The 16,019-nt window shown below is 65.4% G+C and carries 16 protein-coding genes; 6 read left to right on the forward strand and 10 right to left on the reverse strand.

Annotated elements, in window-relative coordinates; translation table 11 throughout:
• The first annotated feature begins 21 nt into the window (after window positions 1-21).
• Window positions 22-654 (forward strand): RNA-binding protein, encoded by a 633-nt coding sequence (locus QQK63_RS05875; RefSeq protein ID WP_277825410.1) that lies wholly within the window; start codon window positions 22-24, stop codon window positions 652-654.
• Entirely contained in the window at window positions 651-3,143 is a 2,493-nt protein-coding gene (gene infB / locus QQK63_RS05880) for a translation initiation factor IF-2 (protein ID WP_277825412.1), read from the forward strand. Before QQK63_RS05875 ends, infB begins: the two co-directional genes overlap by 4 nt.
• Before the next feature lie 128 nt (window positions 3,144-3,271).
• On the opposite strand, the gene tspO is transcribed toward infB, so the two are convergent.
• From tspO to QQK63_RS05895, 3 genes are read right to left on the reverse strand one after another with little or no spacing between them, the layout of a single operon-like run.
• Window positions 3,272-3,742 (reverse strand): tryptophan-rich sensory protein TspO, encoded by a 471-nt coding sequence (tspO, locus tag QQK63_RS05885; protein WP_277825415.1) that lies wholly within the window; start codon window positions 3,740-3,742, stop codon window positions 3,272-3,274.
• Between the two features lie 17 nt (window positions 3,743-3,759).
• Window positions 3,760-4,785, reverse strand: coding sequence for a 15-cis-phytoene synthase (gene crtB / locus QQK63_RS05890; protein ID WP_277825417.1), 1,026 nt, complete (start codon window positions 4,783-4,785; stop codon window positions 3,760-3,762).
• Window positions 4,782-6,335, reverse strand: a complete 1,554-nt coding sequence (locus QQK63_RS05895; protein ID WP_277825419.1) for a phytoene desaturase — start codon at window positions 6,333-6,335, stop codon at window positions 4,782-4,784. The genes crtB and QQK63_RS05895 overlap by 4 nt, the downstream gene beginning before the upstream one ends.
• Before the next feature lie 133 nt (window positions 6,336-6,468).
• Here QQK63_RS05895 and crtA point away from each other — a divergent pair, with 133 nt between their 5' ends.
• Genes crtA through bchO form a run of 4 tightly spaced genes read left to right on the forward strand, consistent with a single transcriptional unit; the run spans window position 6,469 to window position 10,785 of the window.
• Window positions 6,469-7,197 carry a spheroidene monooxygenase gene (crtA, locus tag QQK63_RS05900; RefSeq protein WP_277825421.1) on the forward strand — a complete coding sequence of 243 codons (729 nt, stop codon included), beginning with the start codon at window positions 6,469-6,471 and terminating at the stop codon, window positions 7,195-7,197.
• A gap of 14 nt (window positions 7,198-7,211) precedes the next feature.
• Window positions 7,212-8,213, forward strand: coding sequence for a magnesium chelatase ATPase subunit I (gene bchI, locus QQK63_RS05905; protein WP_277825423.1), 1,002 nt, complete (start codon window positions 7,212-7,214; stop codon window positions 8,211-8,213).
• Entirely contained in the window at window positions 8,210-9,922 is a 1,713-nt protein-coding gene (locus QQK63_RS05910; RefSeq protein WP_277825425.1) for a magnesium chelatase subunit D, read from the forward strand. Before bchI ends, QQK63_RS05910 begins: the two co-directional genes overlap by 4 nt.
• Window positions 9,919-10,785, forward strand: a complete 867-nt coding sequence (gene bchO, locus QQK63_RS05915) for an alpha/beta fold hydrolase BchO (RefSeq protein WP_277825427.1) — start codon at window positions 9,919-9,921, stop codon at window positions 10,783-10,785. The genes QQK63_RS05910 and bchO overlap by 4 nt, the downstream gene beginning before the upstream one ends.
• Before the next feature lie 66 nt (window positions 10,786-10,851).
• Here the strand turns inward: bchO and QQK63_RS05920 are convergent, their stop codons facing one another.
• From QQK63_RS05920 to puhB, 7 genes are all read right to left on the reverse strand, one after another.
• Complete coding sequence (locus QQK63_RS05920) at window positions 10,852-11,289, reverse strand: c-type cytochrome (protein WP_277825429.1); 438 nt, start codon at window positions 11,287-11,289, stop codon at window positions 10,852-10,854.
• A 78-nt stretch (window positions 11,290-11,367) separates the two neighbouring features.
• On the reverse strand, window positions 11,368-12,579 hold the full coding sequence (gene hemA, locus QQK63_RS05925) for a 5-aminolevulinate synthase (RefSeq protein ID WP_277825431.1): 1,212 nt from the start codon (window positions 12,577-12,579) through the stop codon (window positions 11,368-11,370).
• Window positions 12,576-13,391 (reverse strand): putative photosynthetic complex assembly protein PuhE, encoded by an 816-nt coding sequence (gene puhE / locus QQK63_RS05930; protein WP_277825433.1) that lies wholly within the window; start codon window positions 13,389-13,391, stop codon window positions 12,576-12,578. The genes hemA and puhE overlap by 4 nt, the downstream gene beginning before the upstream one ends.
• Window positions 13,391-14,503, reverse strand: coding sequence for a magnesium-protoporphyrin IX monomethyl ester (oxidative) cyclase (gene acsF, locus QQK63_RS05935; RefSeq protein WP_277825435.1), 1,113 nt, complete (start codon window positions 14,501-14,503; stop codon window positions 13,391-13,393). Before acsF ends, puhE begins: the two co-directional genes overlap by 1 nt.
• Entirely contained in the window at window positions 14,500-14,847 is a 348-nt protein-coding gene (locus QQK63_RS05940; protein ID WP_277825437.1) for a hypothetical protein, read from the reverse strand. The genes acsF and QQK63_RS05940 overlap by 4 nt, the downstream gene beginning before the upstream one ends.
• 3 nt (window positions 14,848-14,850) lie before the next feature.
• Window positions 14,851-15,342 (reverse strand): photosynthetic complex assembly protein PuhC, encoded by a 492-nt coding sequence (gene puhC, locus QQK63_RS05945; protein ID WP_277825439.1) that lies wholly within the window; start codon window positions 15,340-15,342, stop codon window positions 14,851-14,853.
• Window positions 15,343-15,347: 5 nt separating this feature from the next.
• A complete protein-coding gene (gene puhB, locus QQK63_RS05950; RefSeq protein ID WP_277825441.1) occupies window positions 15,348-15,992 on the reverse strand; it encodes a photosynthetic complex putative assembly protein PuhB in 645 nt (214 codons plus the stop codon).
• Window positions 15,993-16,019: the final 27 nt, after the last annotated feature.

The following is a 16,019-nucleotide window of genomic DNA, read 5'->3' on the forward strand; positions in this document are numbered from 1 at the left end:
TCCTTGGAGGACGCACGGGACATGGGCCGTGGCGGAGCACAGACAGACCGGGCCGATGGCCCCGAGCGCCGCTGTATCGCGACGGGCGAGGTTCAGCCAAAGCATGGGCTGATCCGGTTCGTCGTCGGCCCGGATGGCCTTGTCGTCCCCGATCTGGGCGAGAAATTGCCGGGGCGCGGCATCTGGGTCGCCTCGGAACGCGCGGCGCTGGACCTGGCGGTGAAAAAGAACCTCTTTTCCCGCGCTGCGAAACAGCCTGTCACCCTGCCCGATGGCCTTGTCGACATCGTCGAGGCCGGGCTGGCGCGGCGGCTGACGGACCTGATCGCGCTCAGCCGCAAGGCGGGTGATGCGGTGGCCGGGTTCGAGAAGGTGAAAGACTGGTTGGCGACCCGGAAAGTCGCTGTCCTGCTTCAGGCCACAGATGGGTCCGAGCGGGGAAAATCGAAGCTGTGGACGCCCACCGGCGCCCGCTATTTCAGCGTCCTGACAGCCCGGGAATTGGGTTTGGCATTCGGACGCCAAAGTGTGATACATGGCGCGCTTGCCGCTGGCGGTCTGGCCCCTCGTGTTGTAGAGGGTGCCGCGAAACTGCAAGGCCTGCGCAAGGCAGACGGCGGACCGACCGCCGGGAAAGACGAACGGAACGCATGAGCGACACGGACGGAAAGAAACCCCTTGGCCTCTCTGGTGGTGCGCGGTCTGGCCGCGTGAGCCAGAGCTTCTCGCGCGGACGCACCAAAAGCGTCGTGGTCGAGACCAAGCGCAAGCGCGTTGTCGTGCCGAAACCCGGCGCGCAATCCGCGGCTGCGCAGAATGCCGAGGGTGGCAAGCGCGAGAAATCCCTGCCCGATGCCGAGCTTGAACGCCGCCTGAAAGCGCTTCAGAACGCCCGCGCCCGCGAGGTCGAGGACGAGCAGCGCCGCCAGCAGGAAGAACGCGAGCGCGAGGAAGAACGCGCCCGCCGCCGCGCCGAAGCCGAGGCCAAGGAACGCGAAGACCGCGAGCGCGAAGAGATGCTTCGCGCCAAGGAAGAGGAAGACGCCCGTCGTCTTGCCGAGGAAGAAGCGCGCCGCAACGCACCCAAGGACGTGCCGAGCGATCCGGCCGCGGTCGAAGCTGCGGCTGCCGCTGCGCCCGCCGCACGCGGCGGCGCCAGCAAGCCCCTGCCGCCCCCTGTCCGCCGCAAGGCCGAGGACGAGGATCGCGGTGGCAAGCGTGGCGCAGGCGAACGCGATGGTCGCCGGTCCGGCAAGCTGACGCTGAACGAAGCGCTCACCGGAGGCGAAGGCGGCCGCCAGCGCAGCCTCGCCGCGATGAAGCGCAAGCAGGAGCGCGCGCGCCAGAAGGCGATGGGCGGCCAGCAGGACCGCGAAAAGATCGTGCGCGACGTGCAATTGCCCGAAACCATCGTGGTCAGCGAGTTGGCCAACCGGATGGCGGAACGCGTGGCCGACGTGGTCAAGGCGCTGATGCAGAACGGTATGATGGTCACCCAGAACCAGGTGATCGACGCCGATACCGCCGAACTGATCATCGAGGAATTCGGCCACCGCGTGCAGCGCGTGTCGGATGCCGACGTCGAGCATGTCATCGACTCCGTCGAGGACAAGAGCGACGATCTGAAATCGCGCCCGCCGGTCATCACGATCATGGGCCACGTCGACCACGGCAAGACCTCGCTTCTGGACAAGATCCGGCAGGCGAATGTCGTGTCGGGCGAGGCCGGCGGCATCACGCAGCATATCGGTGCCTACCAGGTGAAGACCGAAAGCGGCGCGGTGCTGACCTTCCTCGATACGCCCGGCCACGCGGCGTTCACCTCGATGCGGGCCCGTGGCGCGCAGGTGACCGATATCGTGGTTCTGGTCGTTGCCGCAGACGATTCGGTGATGCCGCAGACGATCGAGGCGATCAACCATGCCAAGGCGGCCAAGGTGCCGATGATCGTGGCGATCAACAAGGTCGACAAGTACGAAGCCGACCCCGACAAGGTGCGCGCCGAACTGCTCCAGCACGAAGTCATCGTCGAAAAGATGTCGGGCGAAGTGCAGGATGTGGAAGTCTCGGCCCACACGGGTCAGGGCCTGCCGGAACTGCTGGAAGCCATCGCGCTTCAGGCGGAGATCCTCGAGCTCAAGGCCAACCCCGACCGCCCCGCGGAAGGTGCCGTGATCGAAGCGCAGCTTGACGTGGGCCGCGGCCCCGTGGCGACCGTGCTGGTCCAGAAAGGCACGCTGAAACAAGGCGATATCTTTGTCGTCGGCGAGCAGTGGGGCAAGGTTCGCGCGATGGAGAACGACAAGGGCGATCGCGTGAAGATCGCCGGTCCGTCGGTTCCCGTCGAGGTTCTGGGCCTGAACGGAACGCCTGAAGCGGGTGACGTTCTCAACGTCGTCGAGACCGAGGCGCAGGCCCGCGAGATCGCGGAATACCGGGCGCAGGCCGCCAAGGACAAGCGCGCGGCGGCAGGTGCTGCCACCACGCTTGACCAGTTGCTGGCCAAGGCCAAGGCGGACAAGAACGTGGCCGAGTTGCCCATCGTGGTGAAGGCCGACGTGCAGGGCTCTGCCGAGGCCATCGTTCAGGCGATGGAAAAGATCGGCAACGACGAAGTGCGTGTGCGCGTTCTGCATTACGGTGTGGGCGCGATCACGGAATCCGACATCACGCTGGCCGAAGCTTCGGGTGCGCCGGTGATCGGCTTCAACGTCCGGGCCAATGCGCCCGCACGGACCAGCGCGAACCAGAAGGGCGTGGAAATCCGTTATTATTCGGTGATTTACGACCTGGTCGACGATGTGAAGGCCGCTGCTTCGGGCCTGCTTGGTGCCGAAATTCGCGAGAACTTCATCGGCTACGCGCAGATCCGCGAAGTCTTCAAGGTCTCGGGCGTCGGCAACGTCGCGGGCTGTCTGGTGACCGAGGGCGTGGCCCGCCGGTCTGCCGGTGTTCGGCTTCTGCGCGACGATGTCGTGGTCCACGAAGGCACGCTCAAGACGCTCAAGCGCTTCAAGGACGAGGTCAAGGAAGTGCAATCGGGCCAAGAATGCGGCATGGCTTTCGAGAATTACGACGACATCCGCAAGGGCGATGTCATCGAAATCTTCGAACGCGAAGAGGTCGAACGCTCGCTGGCGTGACCTTGCCAAAAGCGTAAAGCGCGGGCCGGTTTCTTGCCGAAAGGTAAAGAAACCGGCCCGTTTCTTTTTCAGGGATTAACAGCTGCCTGACCTGTTTGGCCTTTGGTCACGAAAGCGCGGAAACGGCGTCATTCGGCCGGTTGCGCGTCGCCCCGGTTGCGCATCCAGACGCTGCCGTTCAGCGCCCCCGCGACGGTGACCCAGACAAGATAGGGCAGGAAGAGCGCGCCCGAAATCCAGTCGAGTTGCCAGAAGGTGACCATGGTGCCCGCGACGGCAAACCAGAGACCCAGCATCACGACGAAACCCGCACGGATGCGGTGAAGGCCGAAAAAGACCGGGGTCCAGAGCGTGTTGAAGGCAATCTGCATCGCCCAGAAGGCCATGGCATAGGCGCTGCCCTCGAGAGGGGCGACGCGGGCGGCTGCGACGGCCGAGGAGATGTAGAGGATGGTCCAGACCACCGGGAACATCCAATCGGGCGGTGTCCATGACGGTTTGGACAGGGCGCGATACCACGCCCCCGGCATGAACATGGAGCCGGTCGTGGCAGCAGCCCCGCAGGCGGCCAGAAAAATCGCGAATAATGCCCAATCCATCCTTTGCAGATAGGGCGTCAGGCCGTCCGCGCCAAGGCACCTTGTGCGCGGTCGCGCGCTTCGAGTTGGGAGAGGACGGAAATGACACTTTCCCCCCAGCCCGATTTCGACGAATCGGGGTGGGCGGCTGCTTCGACCAGAAAGGCGACTTCGGGCAGGGGTTTGGCGAACAGCACGGGATTGGTCGGAAAGACCGTCACCATGCCGGCGCGTACCATGGACAGGCCCAGAAGCCCCATTTTCTGCCTGCGGGTCGTATAGGCGCGACAGGTCACGCTGTCATGACCGTTCCGGGCCAGGTTCCGGCCGATCGCGTCATAGCAATGGCGCGCGGCGAAGATGCCGGGACGTGCTGAGAGGGGCAGCGCGCCGATCCCGGCCTCGGAGCGGAGATAGAGGCGGTTCGCCTCGGCCAGAAGGCGGCGCACGAGGCGACGGATTTCAGGGCTGGGGCGCGGATCGGCAAGGAAGGCGTCAAGGTCGAGCCCCGCCTCGGCCATCCAGTCGGTGGGCAGGTAGAAGCGGCCTGCGCGCGCATCTTCGCCCACGTCGCGGGCGATGTTGGTGAGCTGCATTGCCACGCCCAGATCGCAGGCGCGCGCCAGTGCGCGGGGATCGCGGACACGCATCAAGACGCACATCATCGCCCCTACGGCGGAAGCGACCCGCGCCGAATAGCTGCGCACGTCCGACAGGGTGGCATAACGGCGTTCCATGCCGTCCCATGCCAGCCCTTCGAGCAGCGCCTCGGGCAATTCGCGGGGCATGTCGAAGTCTTCGACCAAGGCGGCAAAGGCGCGGTCGGCGGGTGCGTTGCGGGGTCGGCCGGCATAGACCAGATCGAGCCGGTCGCGCAGCGCGAGGACGGCGGCGGGTTTGTTGGTGCCGAAATCGACCTCGTCATCCGCGACGCGGCAGAACGCGTAAAGCGCCAAGGCCGGATCGCGCACGCGGGCGGGCAGAAGCCGGGAGGCCGCGTGGAAGGAATAAGACCCTTCGCGGATCGCGCTGCGGCACCAATCGAGATCGCCCGCCTGCATCATTCGGCGGCCACCTTGGTCGGGGCCACGACGTAGGGACGTGGCGCATCGGGAACGAGCTGTGTCAGCACCTCGGAGGAGGTGACGACCGAGGGGATGCCCGCGCCGGGATGGGTGCCTGCGCCGACAAGGAAGAGATTGGCGAATTCCTCGGAAATGTTGTGCGGTCGGAACCAAGCGGATTGGAAAATCCGGGGTTCCAAGCTGAAACCCGCGCCATGGGGGCTGAGGTAGCGGGTCTGGAAATCGGCGGGCGTGAGGATGTGGCTGGCCGAAAGATGATCCTCGAACCCCGGAATAAGATGCTCGTTCAACACGCCCGCGAGGTTGCGGCGATAGGTTTCGCACATCTCGTCCCAATCGACGCTGTCCGCGCCGTGGAGGTTCGGAACCGGGCTGAGGGCATAGAAGGTATCATCGCCCTTGGGCGCGACCGAAGGATCGGTGACGGAGGGGCGGTGCAGGTAGATCGACATGTCATGAGCAAGGTGCCGTTTCATGAAGATGTCGTTCAAGAGACCCTTGTAGCGCGGGCCGTTCAGGATCGTGTGGTGGCCCACATCGGTCCATTTGCCCGCCGTGCCCTTGGTCCCGAAATACCAGACGAAAAGCCCCATCGACCAACGGGAGCGGTTGAGCCGCGCCTTGGTCCAGCGGCGCTTGGTCTGGTTGCGCAGGAGGTGGTCGTAGGTCGTGCCCGGATCGGCGTTCGAGACGACGATATCGGCGGCGAGGTGTTCGCCGTCGCCGGTGATCACGCCATCTGCGCGGCCCGCGGTCACGGTGATCTCGTCAACCTCGACGCCGCGGCGGACGGTGCCGCCCTGATCCTCGATCACGCGCACCATGGCATCGGCCATCGCCTGAACGCCGCCCATCGCGTAATGCACCCCGAATTCCTTTTCGAGGTGGGAGACGAGGATATACATCGACGTCACATGCGTCGGATCACCACCGATAAAGAGCGGGTGAAAGGACAGCGCCATGCGCAGGCGAGGATCGCGGACGCGGGCGGCGGCATGGCCATAGACGGAGCGGTCGGCGCGCAGTTTCACGAAACCGGGCAATTCGCGGATGAGGTCCGCAAGCTTGTTCATCGGGCGGCGACCCAACCCTTCGAAGCCGAATTGGTAGCGCGCCTCGCTGTCCTTGAGGAATTTCCTGTAGCCCGGCACGTCGCGCGGCGAGAGGCGGTGCACCTCGTCGATCATCGCGCCCTCGTCCTGCCGGACGGTGAAGACGGAACCGTCGCGCCAGCGGATCTCGTAATAGGGATCGACGGGGCGCAGATCGACATCCTTGCGGAAGTCGCGACCGCATTCGGCCCAGAGCTGTTCGAAGACCTGTGGCACGGTGACGATGGTCGGGCCGAGATCGAAGCGATGGCCGTTTTGCGTGACGGAAGAGCCGCGCCCGCCCACCCGGTCGAGCCGGTCCAGCAACGTGACCCGGTAGCCCTTGGCCCCCAGCCGCATGGCGGCGGACAGCCCGCCCAGCCCCGCCCCGATGACGATCGCGCTGGAAGGGCCGGAGGAATTCGGTCGATCGGTCATCCGGGGCCTCAACTGTCTAGTTAGATTTACATTATGGCACAGAAGGCGGGATTGCCAAGACAATCCTGTGTCGCATTGCCTTTTCTTCTGGCCGGGAATATGTCAGACTAAGTTGACACATGGAGGACCGGCCATGCAATCCGTCACCTTGAGCCTGTATCGCTTCGGGTCAATGCGCGCGCGCCTGTGGGCCTTGGCGCAGATGGCGACCGCACGATTCGCCCTGAAAGCCGTGCGCGATATCGGCATGGTGAAGCTGTGCGGGTCGGGTGTGGGCGAGGGGTTCACGCCGGTTCCCGACACCTCGGTCTATGCCATCCTTGCCATATGGCCCGACCATGACGCCGCGCGGCGCGCGATGTTCGGAACGCGCGTGTTCCGGCGGTATGCGGAGATGGCCGACGAGACGATGACGATTTTCCTGACCCCGGCTTCGGCGCGGGGGCGTTGGGACGGGGCCGAGCCCTTTGTCCCGCAGGAGATCGCGTTGGATGGGCCTGTTGCCGCGCTGACGCGGGCGACGGTGAAGCTGCGCAGCGCGGGGCGGTTCTGGAAACAGGAACCCGCGATCTCGCGCGCCATCGGGCAGGACCCGAACGTGCTGTTCAAAGTGGGGATCGGGGAATTGCCGCTGGTGCGGCAGGCCACATTCTCGGTCTGGCCCGATACGGCGAGCATGGCCGCCTTTGCCCGCGCCGAAGGCCCCCATGCGACAGCCATTCGGGCGGTGCGCGAGGGCAAGCTGTTCAAGGAAGATCTCTATGCCCGGTTCCGGGTCGATGCGGTCGAAGGGTCATGGGGTGGCGTGACGCCGGACCTGACCCATGTGCCGCCCCAGACGATGAAAGTCGCCGCCGAATGAAGGATCTTGCACGCATGGGCCCGTTCCCCTTTTCCGCCATCGTCGGGCAGGAGGACATGAAACAGGCCATGGTCCTGACCGCCATCGACCCCGGTATCGGGGGCGTTCTGGTCTTTGGCGACCGTGGGACGGGCAAATCCACCGCTGTCCGGGGCCTTGCGGCTTTGTTGCCGCCGATTTCGGCGGTGGCGGGTTGCCCGGTGAATTCGGAACACGAGGGGCAGATCCCCGATTGGGCCAAGGTGGCCGACCGCGACGTGGTGGAAAAGCCCACGCCGGTGATCGACCTGCCGCTGGGTGCGACCGAGGATCGGGTGGTTGGTGCGCTCGATATCGAGAAGGCGCTGACGCTGGGCGAAAAGGCGTTCGAACCCGGCCTTCTGGCGCGGGCCAATCGCGGATACCTTTATATCGACGAGGTGAACCTGTTGGAGGATCATCTGGTCGACCTGCTGCTGGATGTGGCGCAATCGGGCCAGAACGTGGTGGAGCGCGAGGGGCTGTCGATCCGGCATCCGGCGCGCTTTGTCCTTGTCGGTTCGGGCAACCCCGAGGAAGGGGAATTGCGGCCGCAGCTTCTGGACCGGTTCGGCCTGTCGGTCGAGGTGACGTCGCCGAGGGATATCGACACGCGAATCGAGGTGATCCGGCGACGCGATGCCTATGACCGGGATCCGGTCGGGTTCGTCACGGAATGGCATGGGGCCGACATGGATTTGCGCGCCCGGATCGTGGCAGCGCGGTCTGCGCTGGGCCATGTCGAAGCGGGCGAGGATCGCTTGCGCGATTGTGCGGAATTGTGCGTGGCACTGGGGTCGGACGGGCTGCGCGGGGAATTGACGCTGCTCAGGGCCGCGCGGGCGCTGGCGGCGTTTGACGGTGACACGCAGGTCACGCGGGACCATCTGCGGGCGGTCGCGCCCTCGGCGCTCAGGCACCGGTTGCGGCGCGATCCGCTGGACGAGGCGGGATCGACCACGCGCGTGAGCCGCGTGGTGGAGGAGGTTCTGGGGTGAGCGCGGGCGAAGAGCGCTGGCAAAGGGTCAACCTGGCGCTGGCCTGCTTCGCGCTTGACCCCGCAGCGCTTGGCGGCATCTGGCTGCGCGCCCGTGTCGGGCCGGTGCGGGACCGTGTGCAAGATGCACTCTACACGGCATTGCAGGGTCTGAATTTGCGGCGCATCCATCCCGGTATCGGGGATGACGCGCTGTTTGGTGGCGTCGATCTGTCGGCCACCTTGGCCGAGGGCCGGGTGGTGCGGACCACGGGTCTGTTGGGCGATCCCGCCGTTCTGGTGATGCCGATGGCCGAACGGGTGAAACCGGGGCTGGCGGCACGGCTGGCCGCCGCGCTTGACGCGCGCAAGGGTCTGTCCCTGATCGCGCTCGACGAGGGAGCGGAGCCGGAGGAACGGCTGCCTTCGGCGCTGGCGGATCGGTTGGCGATCCATTTCGATCTAGCGGAACAGGGTCTGACATTCTCGCCCGAACTGGCGCTGGACCGTGACGCGCTGGCGGAGGCGCGGGCGCTGTTGCCGCGCGTGACGCTGCCCGATGGCGCGATCGCGGAACTGGCCGAGGTTGCCGCGCGGTTGGGCATAGAATCATTACGTGCGCCCCTGCAGGCCTTGGCCGTGGCGCGGGCCAGCGCCGCCCTGTCGGGCGAGGATTGCGTGGAAAGCGCGGATCTGTTGCTGGCGGTGGAACTGGTTCTGGTCCCGCGCGCGACGCGGTTTCCCGAGATGCAGGACGACGCCCCGGAGCCGGAACCCGAACAAGACCAACCCGACCCGCCGCCCGAGGCCGAGGACAGGCCCGAGCCGGAAGAGGACGAGGACAGGATGGACCTGCCCCCGGCCGAGATGCTGCTGGAAGCGGCCAAGGCGATGCTGCCCCCAGATTTGCTGGCGCGGCTGGCCGCCGGGCGGGCCGTCAGGTCGAGCCCGTCGGCCAGTGGATCGGGGGCTGCGAAGAAGGGGAACCATCGCGGCCGCCCCCTGCCGTCGCGCGCGGGGCGTCCCGGTGGCGATGCGCGGGTGGATCTGGTGGCGACGTTGCGCGCGGCGGCGCCGTGGCAGCCGATGCGGCGCAAGCTGGCGGGTCAGCATGACCGGTTGCACATCCGCATGTCGGATATCCGCCTGCGCCAGTTCGAGGAAACATCGGACCGGGCGATCATTTTCGTCGTCGATGCCTCGGGTTCGGCCGCATTGGCGCGGTTGGGCGAGGCGAAGGGCGCGGTGGAATTGCTTTTGGGCGAGGCCTATGCGCGGCGCGATCACGTGGCGCTGGTGGCGTTTCGGGGTGACGGGGCAGAGGTTTTGTTGCCGCCCACCCGGTCGCTGGTGCAGACCAAGCGTCGGTTGTCGCAATTGCCGGGGGGTGGCGGCACGCCGCTGGCCGCCGGGCTGAAGGTGGCGCTGGAACTGGCGCTGTTAGCGCAGGGCAAGGGGATGACACCGTCCGTGGCGCTGCTGACCGATGGTCGGGCGAATGTCGACCTCGCGGGTCAGGCGAACCGGGCGCAGGCGGGCGAGGATGCGTCGGCCATGGCGCGCGCGATCCGGGCGCGCGGATGGCCCGCGATCGTCATCGATACGGGCATCAGGCCGACGCGCGGGTTGGACGCGCTGGCGCGCGACATGGGCGCACCCTACCTGCCGCTGCCGCGCGCGGATGCGCGCAGCCTGTCGGCGGCGGTGGACGCGTCGCTGACCCCGGCATGAGGCTCGATACCAGAGAAAACCTGCCGCCACCCGATTGGCCGGGGCGGTCGGCCAGCAAGATCGTGGCCGCCAAGCCGCATCGCTGGCATGTGCAGGTGACGGGCGAAGGGCCCGATATCCTGTTGCTGCATGGCGCGGGGGCGTCGACGCATTCCTGGGCCGGGTTGATCCCCTTTCTGGCGGACCGGCACCGGGTGATCGCGCTGGACCTGCCCGGACATGGCTGGACGCGGAGCCCGCGAGGGCGGGCGCGGCTGGGCGATGTGGCGGGCGATATCGCGGCGCTGTGTGCGCAGGAGGGTTGGGCGCCCGAGCTGGTGGTCGGACATTCCGCGGGGGGTGCGATCAGTCTCGAACTGGCGCGTCAGGGTCTGTTGCGGCCCCGGCATCTGGTGATCGTGAATGGCGCGCTTGAGAATTTCCGTGGGGCGGCGGGTGTGTTGTTCCCGGTTCTGGCCAAGGTTCTGGCGTTGAACCCGTTCACCGGTCTGTTGATCAGCCAAGGCGGGCGATCGGTGCAGCAGGTGCGGTCGATCCTGTCGAGCGCGGGAACCACGTTGGATGACGCGGGGTTGGCGCGCTATGCGCATCTGATCCAGCGCAAGGCGCATGTCGACGGAACGCTGGCGATGATGGCGCAATGGTCGTTGGACGATCTGAACCGGAGGCTGTCCGATATCGCGGTGCCGACCCTGTTTGTGCATGGGGCAGAGGATGGCGCGGTGGATGTGTCCGTCGCGCGCCGCGCGGCATCGGTCATGCCGGCGGCGGAGTTGGTCACATTGCCCGGTGTCGGACATCTGGCGCAGGAAGAGGTTCCCGCGCGCGTGGCCGAGGAAATCCGGCGGTTCACCGACAGGTAATCTGGAAAAGGAAAGGGCGCCGCTTGGGCGCCCTTGTCCGATGTCATGCCGTCAGTTTGGGTTCGATCACTCGGCCGCGAGCGACACGAGGTAGGCGTAGAGATTGATCGCCTCTTCCTCGGAACGGACGCGGAAGGCCATTGCGCCACGCGCGCTGTTGTCGCCGGTGGCCTCGCGGATGTAGCCGGTCGGATCCTGCACATAGGCGACGAAGCTTGCCTCGTCGATGATGACGCCGGCCTCGTTCAGGGCCTGCATGCCGGGCGACCAGCGGAAATCATCGCCGGTGCCCCAGGCTTCGCCTGCGATGCCATAGAGGTTCGGGCCGGTACGGGCATTGCGGCCAGCCAGCGTGTCACCGGCCTCGTTCACGACGACGTGGCACGCCACGCACTGGCGGAATGCGGCTTCGCCAGCGGCGGCGTCGCCGGTTGCATCCTGCGCGAATGCCATCGGTGCGGAGAGGAGCGTTGCCGCCGCAGCGAGCACGAATTTGCGACTCATGGGGTAGTCTCCCTTCAGATTGGTCCCGGCGCACATAACTATGTCATTTCCACCGGGGTCCAGTGCTTTTTCGCGAAATCACGCCACGGCGTGCGCGATTGCGCATTGTTTCCAAAGGGTCTTGAGCGCCAGCACGAGGTATTCGATGTCCTCGTCGGTGTGGAGCGGTCCGGGGGTGAAGCGCAGCCGCTCGGTTCCCTTGGGCACGGTGGGGTAGTTGATCGGCTGAACGTAGATGCCGAACTGGTCCATCAGGATATCGGCGAGCATCCGGCATTTCACCGGATCTTTCACCATCACCGGGATGATGTGGGAGGGGTTGCGTTCATGCGGGATCCCCTCGGCGTCGAGGCGCGCGCGCAGGCGGGCGACCTGCCGCTTTTGCAGGTCACGCTCGTAGCTGCTTTCCTTGAGGTGCCGGATCGAGGCGGTGGCGGCGGCGGCCACGGCGGGCGGCAGGGCGGTGGTGAAGATGAAGCCGCTGGCGAAGCTGCGGATGAAGTCGACCAGGGCATGGCTGCCGGTGATGTAGCCGCCGACGACGCCGTAGGCCTTGCCCAGTGTCCCCTCGATCAGGGTGATGCGGTCCATCAGGCCTTCACGCTCGGCCACGCCGCCGCCGCGGGGGCCGTACATGCCGACGGCATGGACCTCGTCGATATAGGTCATGGCGCCGTGTTTCTCGGCCACTTCGACGATTTCGCGGATCGGCGCGATGTCGCCATCCATGGAATAGACAGATTCGAAGGCCACGATCTTGGTCGCGTTGGCGGGCAGGGCCGCCAGTTTGCGATCCAGATCCTCGGGGTCGTTGTGTTTCCAGATGACCTTTTGGCAGCGTGCGTGGCGGATGCCTTCGATCATGGAGGCGTGGTTGAGTTCATCGGACAGGATCACCGCATTGGGCAGGCGCGATCCAAGCGTCGAGAGCGCCGCCCAGTTGGAGACATAGCCGGAGGTGAAGAGAAGCGCGGCTTCCTTGCCGTGGAGATCGGCCAGTTCGGCCTCGAGCTGGCGGTGGTGCCACGCATTGCCGGAAATGTTGCGGGTGCCGCCCGCGCCGGTGCCGCATTCCTCGACCGTCTCGATCATCGCCTCCATCACCTTGGGGTGATGGCCCATGCCGAGGTAGTCATTGGAGCACCAGACGGTGACTTCGTCCTGGCCGTGGGAATGGTTCTTCACGCGGGGGAAATTCCCGCACTGGCGTTGCAGTTCGGCGAAGATGCGATAGTTCCCCTCCTGCTTCAGTTGATCGAGCTGGGCTTGGAACAGCTTGTCGAAGTTCATCGGACATCCTCGCTTGTCTTCATGGCTTGGGTATTGGGCGCGGGCGGCTCGGGGAGCATCCAGCGCCAGAGTTTTTGGTCGGGAAGCGGGAGCACCATGAACCAGTGTTCCAGCAGGGCGAGCGCGGCAAGCGCGGCAAGCAGGGCGAAACCGACGACATCGGCCTGCGCCTCGGCGAACCACACCCTCTCCAGGAAACAGGCAACGGCAAAACTGAGGCCGGTGATAGAGAGGGGGAACAGCCAGTTCATCCGCGCGATGCGGAAATGGCTGGGCAGGTGGTTCAGGTGTTCGGGGATGAATTCCACGTTGATCTTACGGACCCCGAGATAGAGGTTGAGCTTGGCCGAAATGCGGGCGGCGAAGAGGAGCGCGAAGGTCCACATGCCGAAGCGGTTATCGGCGCCGTAGCTGGCCAGGATCATCGCCAGAAGCGTGAAGGCCAAGAGCATCTCGTGATAGGCGATGGTGCCCCAGGCGCGGATGAAGCGTTCCCATTCCGGCACACCGTCCTTGAGGGGTTGGCGCACCGGGCCGGTGATCACACCGGTCAGGAACGCCAGTTCGATCCAGCCCCAGAGCGCCAGCGCCGAAAGAAAGGCGACATAGACACCCATGATGGACCCGTTGCCGAGCGTGTCGAGAAAGCCGAAGCCCCCAAGGATCAGGAAGGGCAGGTTCCAAAGCACGGCCCAAAGCCGCGCCTTGGCCCCTTCGTGATCGACACGGCGCACGGTCATCAGGATCGCCCCGGTGGAGAACCACCAGAGAAACAGGGCCACGAGGGCGGCGATCCAGGGCGAGGTGAGCATCAGTAGGCGGGCTCCAGCCGGGTGGAGGCGGGAACCTGATGCTTGACCGCCGGGATGGTGAAAAGACCGACGAAGGCGATCGCGGCCCGTGTGGAGGCCGACAGACGCTTGAAGACATTCCCGGTCTTTTTCGCGTCAGCCAGATCGACATTGGCGCGTTGCAGCGCCTCGAGCCCTTTTTGCCAGCGCGGGTGGTCGATATCGAGCGTGATCGGGAAGACCTGTTTCGAGATCGTCGAGGTCTTGGTGAAGACCTCGTGCGCGTACCAATCGGGATCGACGCCCAGCGCCTTGTGGAAGGCCGGGCGCTGATGGTCACGGACATACATCGTGGCATAGACCGCCGTCAGGAAGAACTTGATCCACAGCACGTTGACACCCGAGGTCAGCTTGGGGTCGGTCTTCATCAGGAGCGCGAAGGCTTCGCCGTGGCTGAACTCGTCGTTGCACCATTCCCGGAACCACTTGAAGATCGGGTGGAACCGATGTTCGGGGTTCGCCTCGAGGTGGCGGTAGATGGTGATGTAGCGGGCGTAGCCGATCTTTTCCGACAGGTAGGTGGCGTAGTAGATGAACTTGGGCCGGAAATAGGTGTATTTCTTCTTTTGCGTCAGGAAGCCGAGGTTCACGGAGATCCCCGCCTCGCGCAGCGCGTCGTTGATGAAGCCCGCATGCCGCGCCTCGTCGCGCGCCATGAGCTGGAACAGCGTCACGATATCCTCGTTGTTGCCGCGCCGCTTCATCTCCTTGTAGAGGACGCAGCCCGAGAATTCGGCCGTGCAGGAGGAGACGAGGAAATCGATGAATTCGGCCTTGAGCTTGGGCTCCATGCCGTCCCAGTCGATCTGGTCCCAGTCTTCGTTCTTTTTGAAGTGACCCTTGTTGGGATCGCTTTTCATCTGGTCGATCAGCTTGTCCCAGTCTTCGCGCACGCCGGAGACGTCGATCGCGTCCATCTCGTCGAAATCGGTCGTGTAGAAGCGTGGGGTCAAAAGGGTGTTCTGCATGGCAAGGGCGGTCGCGCCCTCGCTGTCGACCACGCCCTGATGATTGTCGGCTGCCAGCGCCTCTTCGACGGTGGCGGCATCGGCGGAATGAGTCAGATCCTTCATGCCGGGAGTCCTTCTTTGTGCGTTGCCGGGGCGCGGCCGGGCACGGGTTCGGGCGTGATCTCGTCGGAGAAGGAGAATTCGCACAATTCCATGAACTCGAAATCGCCGGTCATGCGCGTCCAGAGCTGTTCGAGCTTGCTGGCGCGGGAGATGCGGGCGATGCGCTGTTCGCGCACGACCTCGCCATAGGGGGCCATCACCGGCGGCCCCTGAACCTGAACCTCGTCACCGGGGTTGATCACCGCCCCGTTCAGGAATTTCACATGCGCGTGTAAACTGTCGAAGCAGTGGCTGACCTCCACTTCGCAGGGCGCGGTTTCAAAATCTTTCGTGAGCCATCCCATGGGTCATTCCTCCAGCAGGCGGGCAAAGACCGCCTCGTTGCTTGCGCCGAACCCGAACAATTCTGCCCGGAAGTCGGTCAGGTCATCCCGAAGCCCGATGCGTCCGTCTGAAAAACGCACCAACCGGATGGGCTCGGACGGGGACAGGCCGACGGCCCCCCGTTCGCGTTCCAGCACGCGGTAGATCCCGGCGACAAAGCCGCCTTCGGTGGGGCCCAGATCGGCGATCAGGGACCCGTCGATATCCAGAACGCGGGCGGACCCGTCCATCTGGCCGAAAATGCGGATGATCCGTTCGTGCACCACGGGCACCTCGGCCTCGCTGGGCGGCATTGCCTCGAGCGGGCGGTCGGTGAGGCGGGCATAGGCCACGATGATCAGGACCGAAATGCACAGGGCGAACATGGCGCGCACGAGGATCGTGGGGACCATTTCCTTGTCACGTTCGACAAGCTTCTGTTCGGCCTTGGTGTAGCTGCGGGTGAATGTGGGCATGATGCTTACTCCGCCGCGACCGGCCGGGCGGCCGGAACGCGTTCGATGACAGGCTCGGAAACAGCGGTTTCGGCCGCCTCGGACAGGATCGCGGCGACCTTGCGCGCGTCGGGGATGCAGCGCAGCGCGGGCTGCGTGTGCTTCATCTTCCACGGGCGGACATGCGGCCATGTCATGATGTAGGAGAGCCGCGCGCCGTCATCTTCCATCAGGTCCAGCGCGATGGAGCCATGCCCATCCTTGCGCAGGCCCAGGGAGGCATTGGCGATCTTCCGGAAGGGCAGGTTGAGCGTCATCGTCAGCGCCGCCCCGATGCGCATGGCGACGCGGCGGTTGGTGATGGTGTAGACGGTCGATTTCGCCTGCATCACGGCGACGACGAGCAAAAGCGCGCAAACGATCAGCCCCAGCACGAGGAAGAAGGAGGCGGCGGTTGCGGCATCGGCCCAGGTTTCGGTGGCGGCACCGGCGACGGTGCGCCAGGCGAAGAGGAAGGCGAAGTAGCCCGCCACCCACCAGAAGCTGAGGCTTTCGGTCAGAAGCGGCCACCAGGCCGGCTGGCCCTGCCAGAGAATATGTTCGCCTTCGGGCAACGCCTCGGGGAGGCCCCGGACGGGTTCCATGACGAAATCGTCGTGATCATGCGGCATCGGTCGTTTCTCCTTCCTCGGTCTGTC

The organism is Roseicyclus marinus (assembly GCF_030163795.1).
GTDB classification, from domain to species: Bacteria; Pseudomonadota; Alphaproteobacteria; order Rhodobacterales; family Rhodobacteraceae; genus Roseicyclus; species Roseicyclus marinus.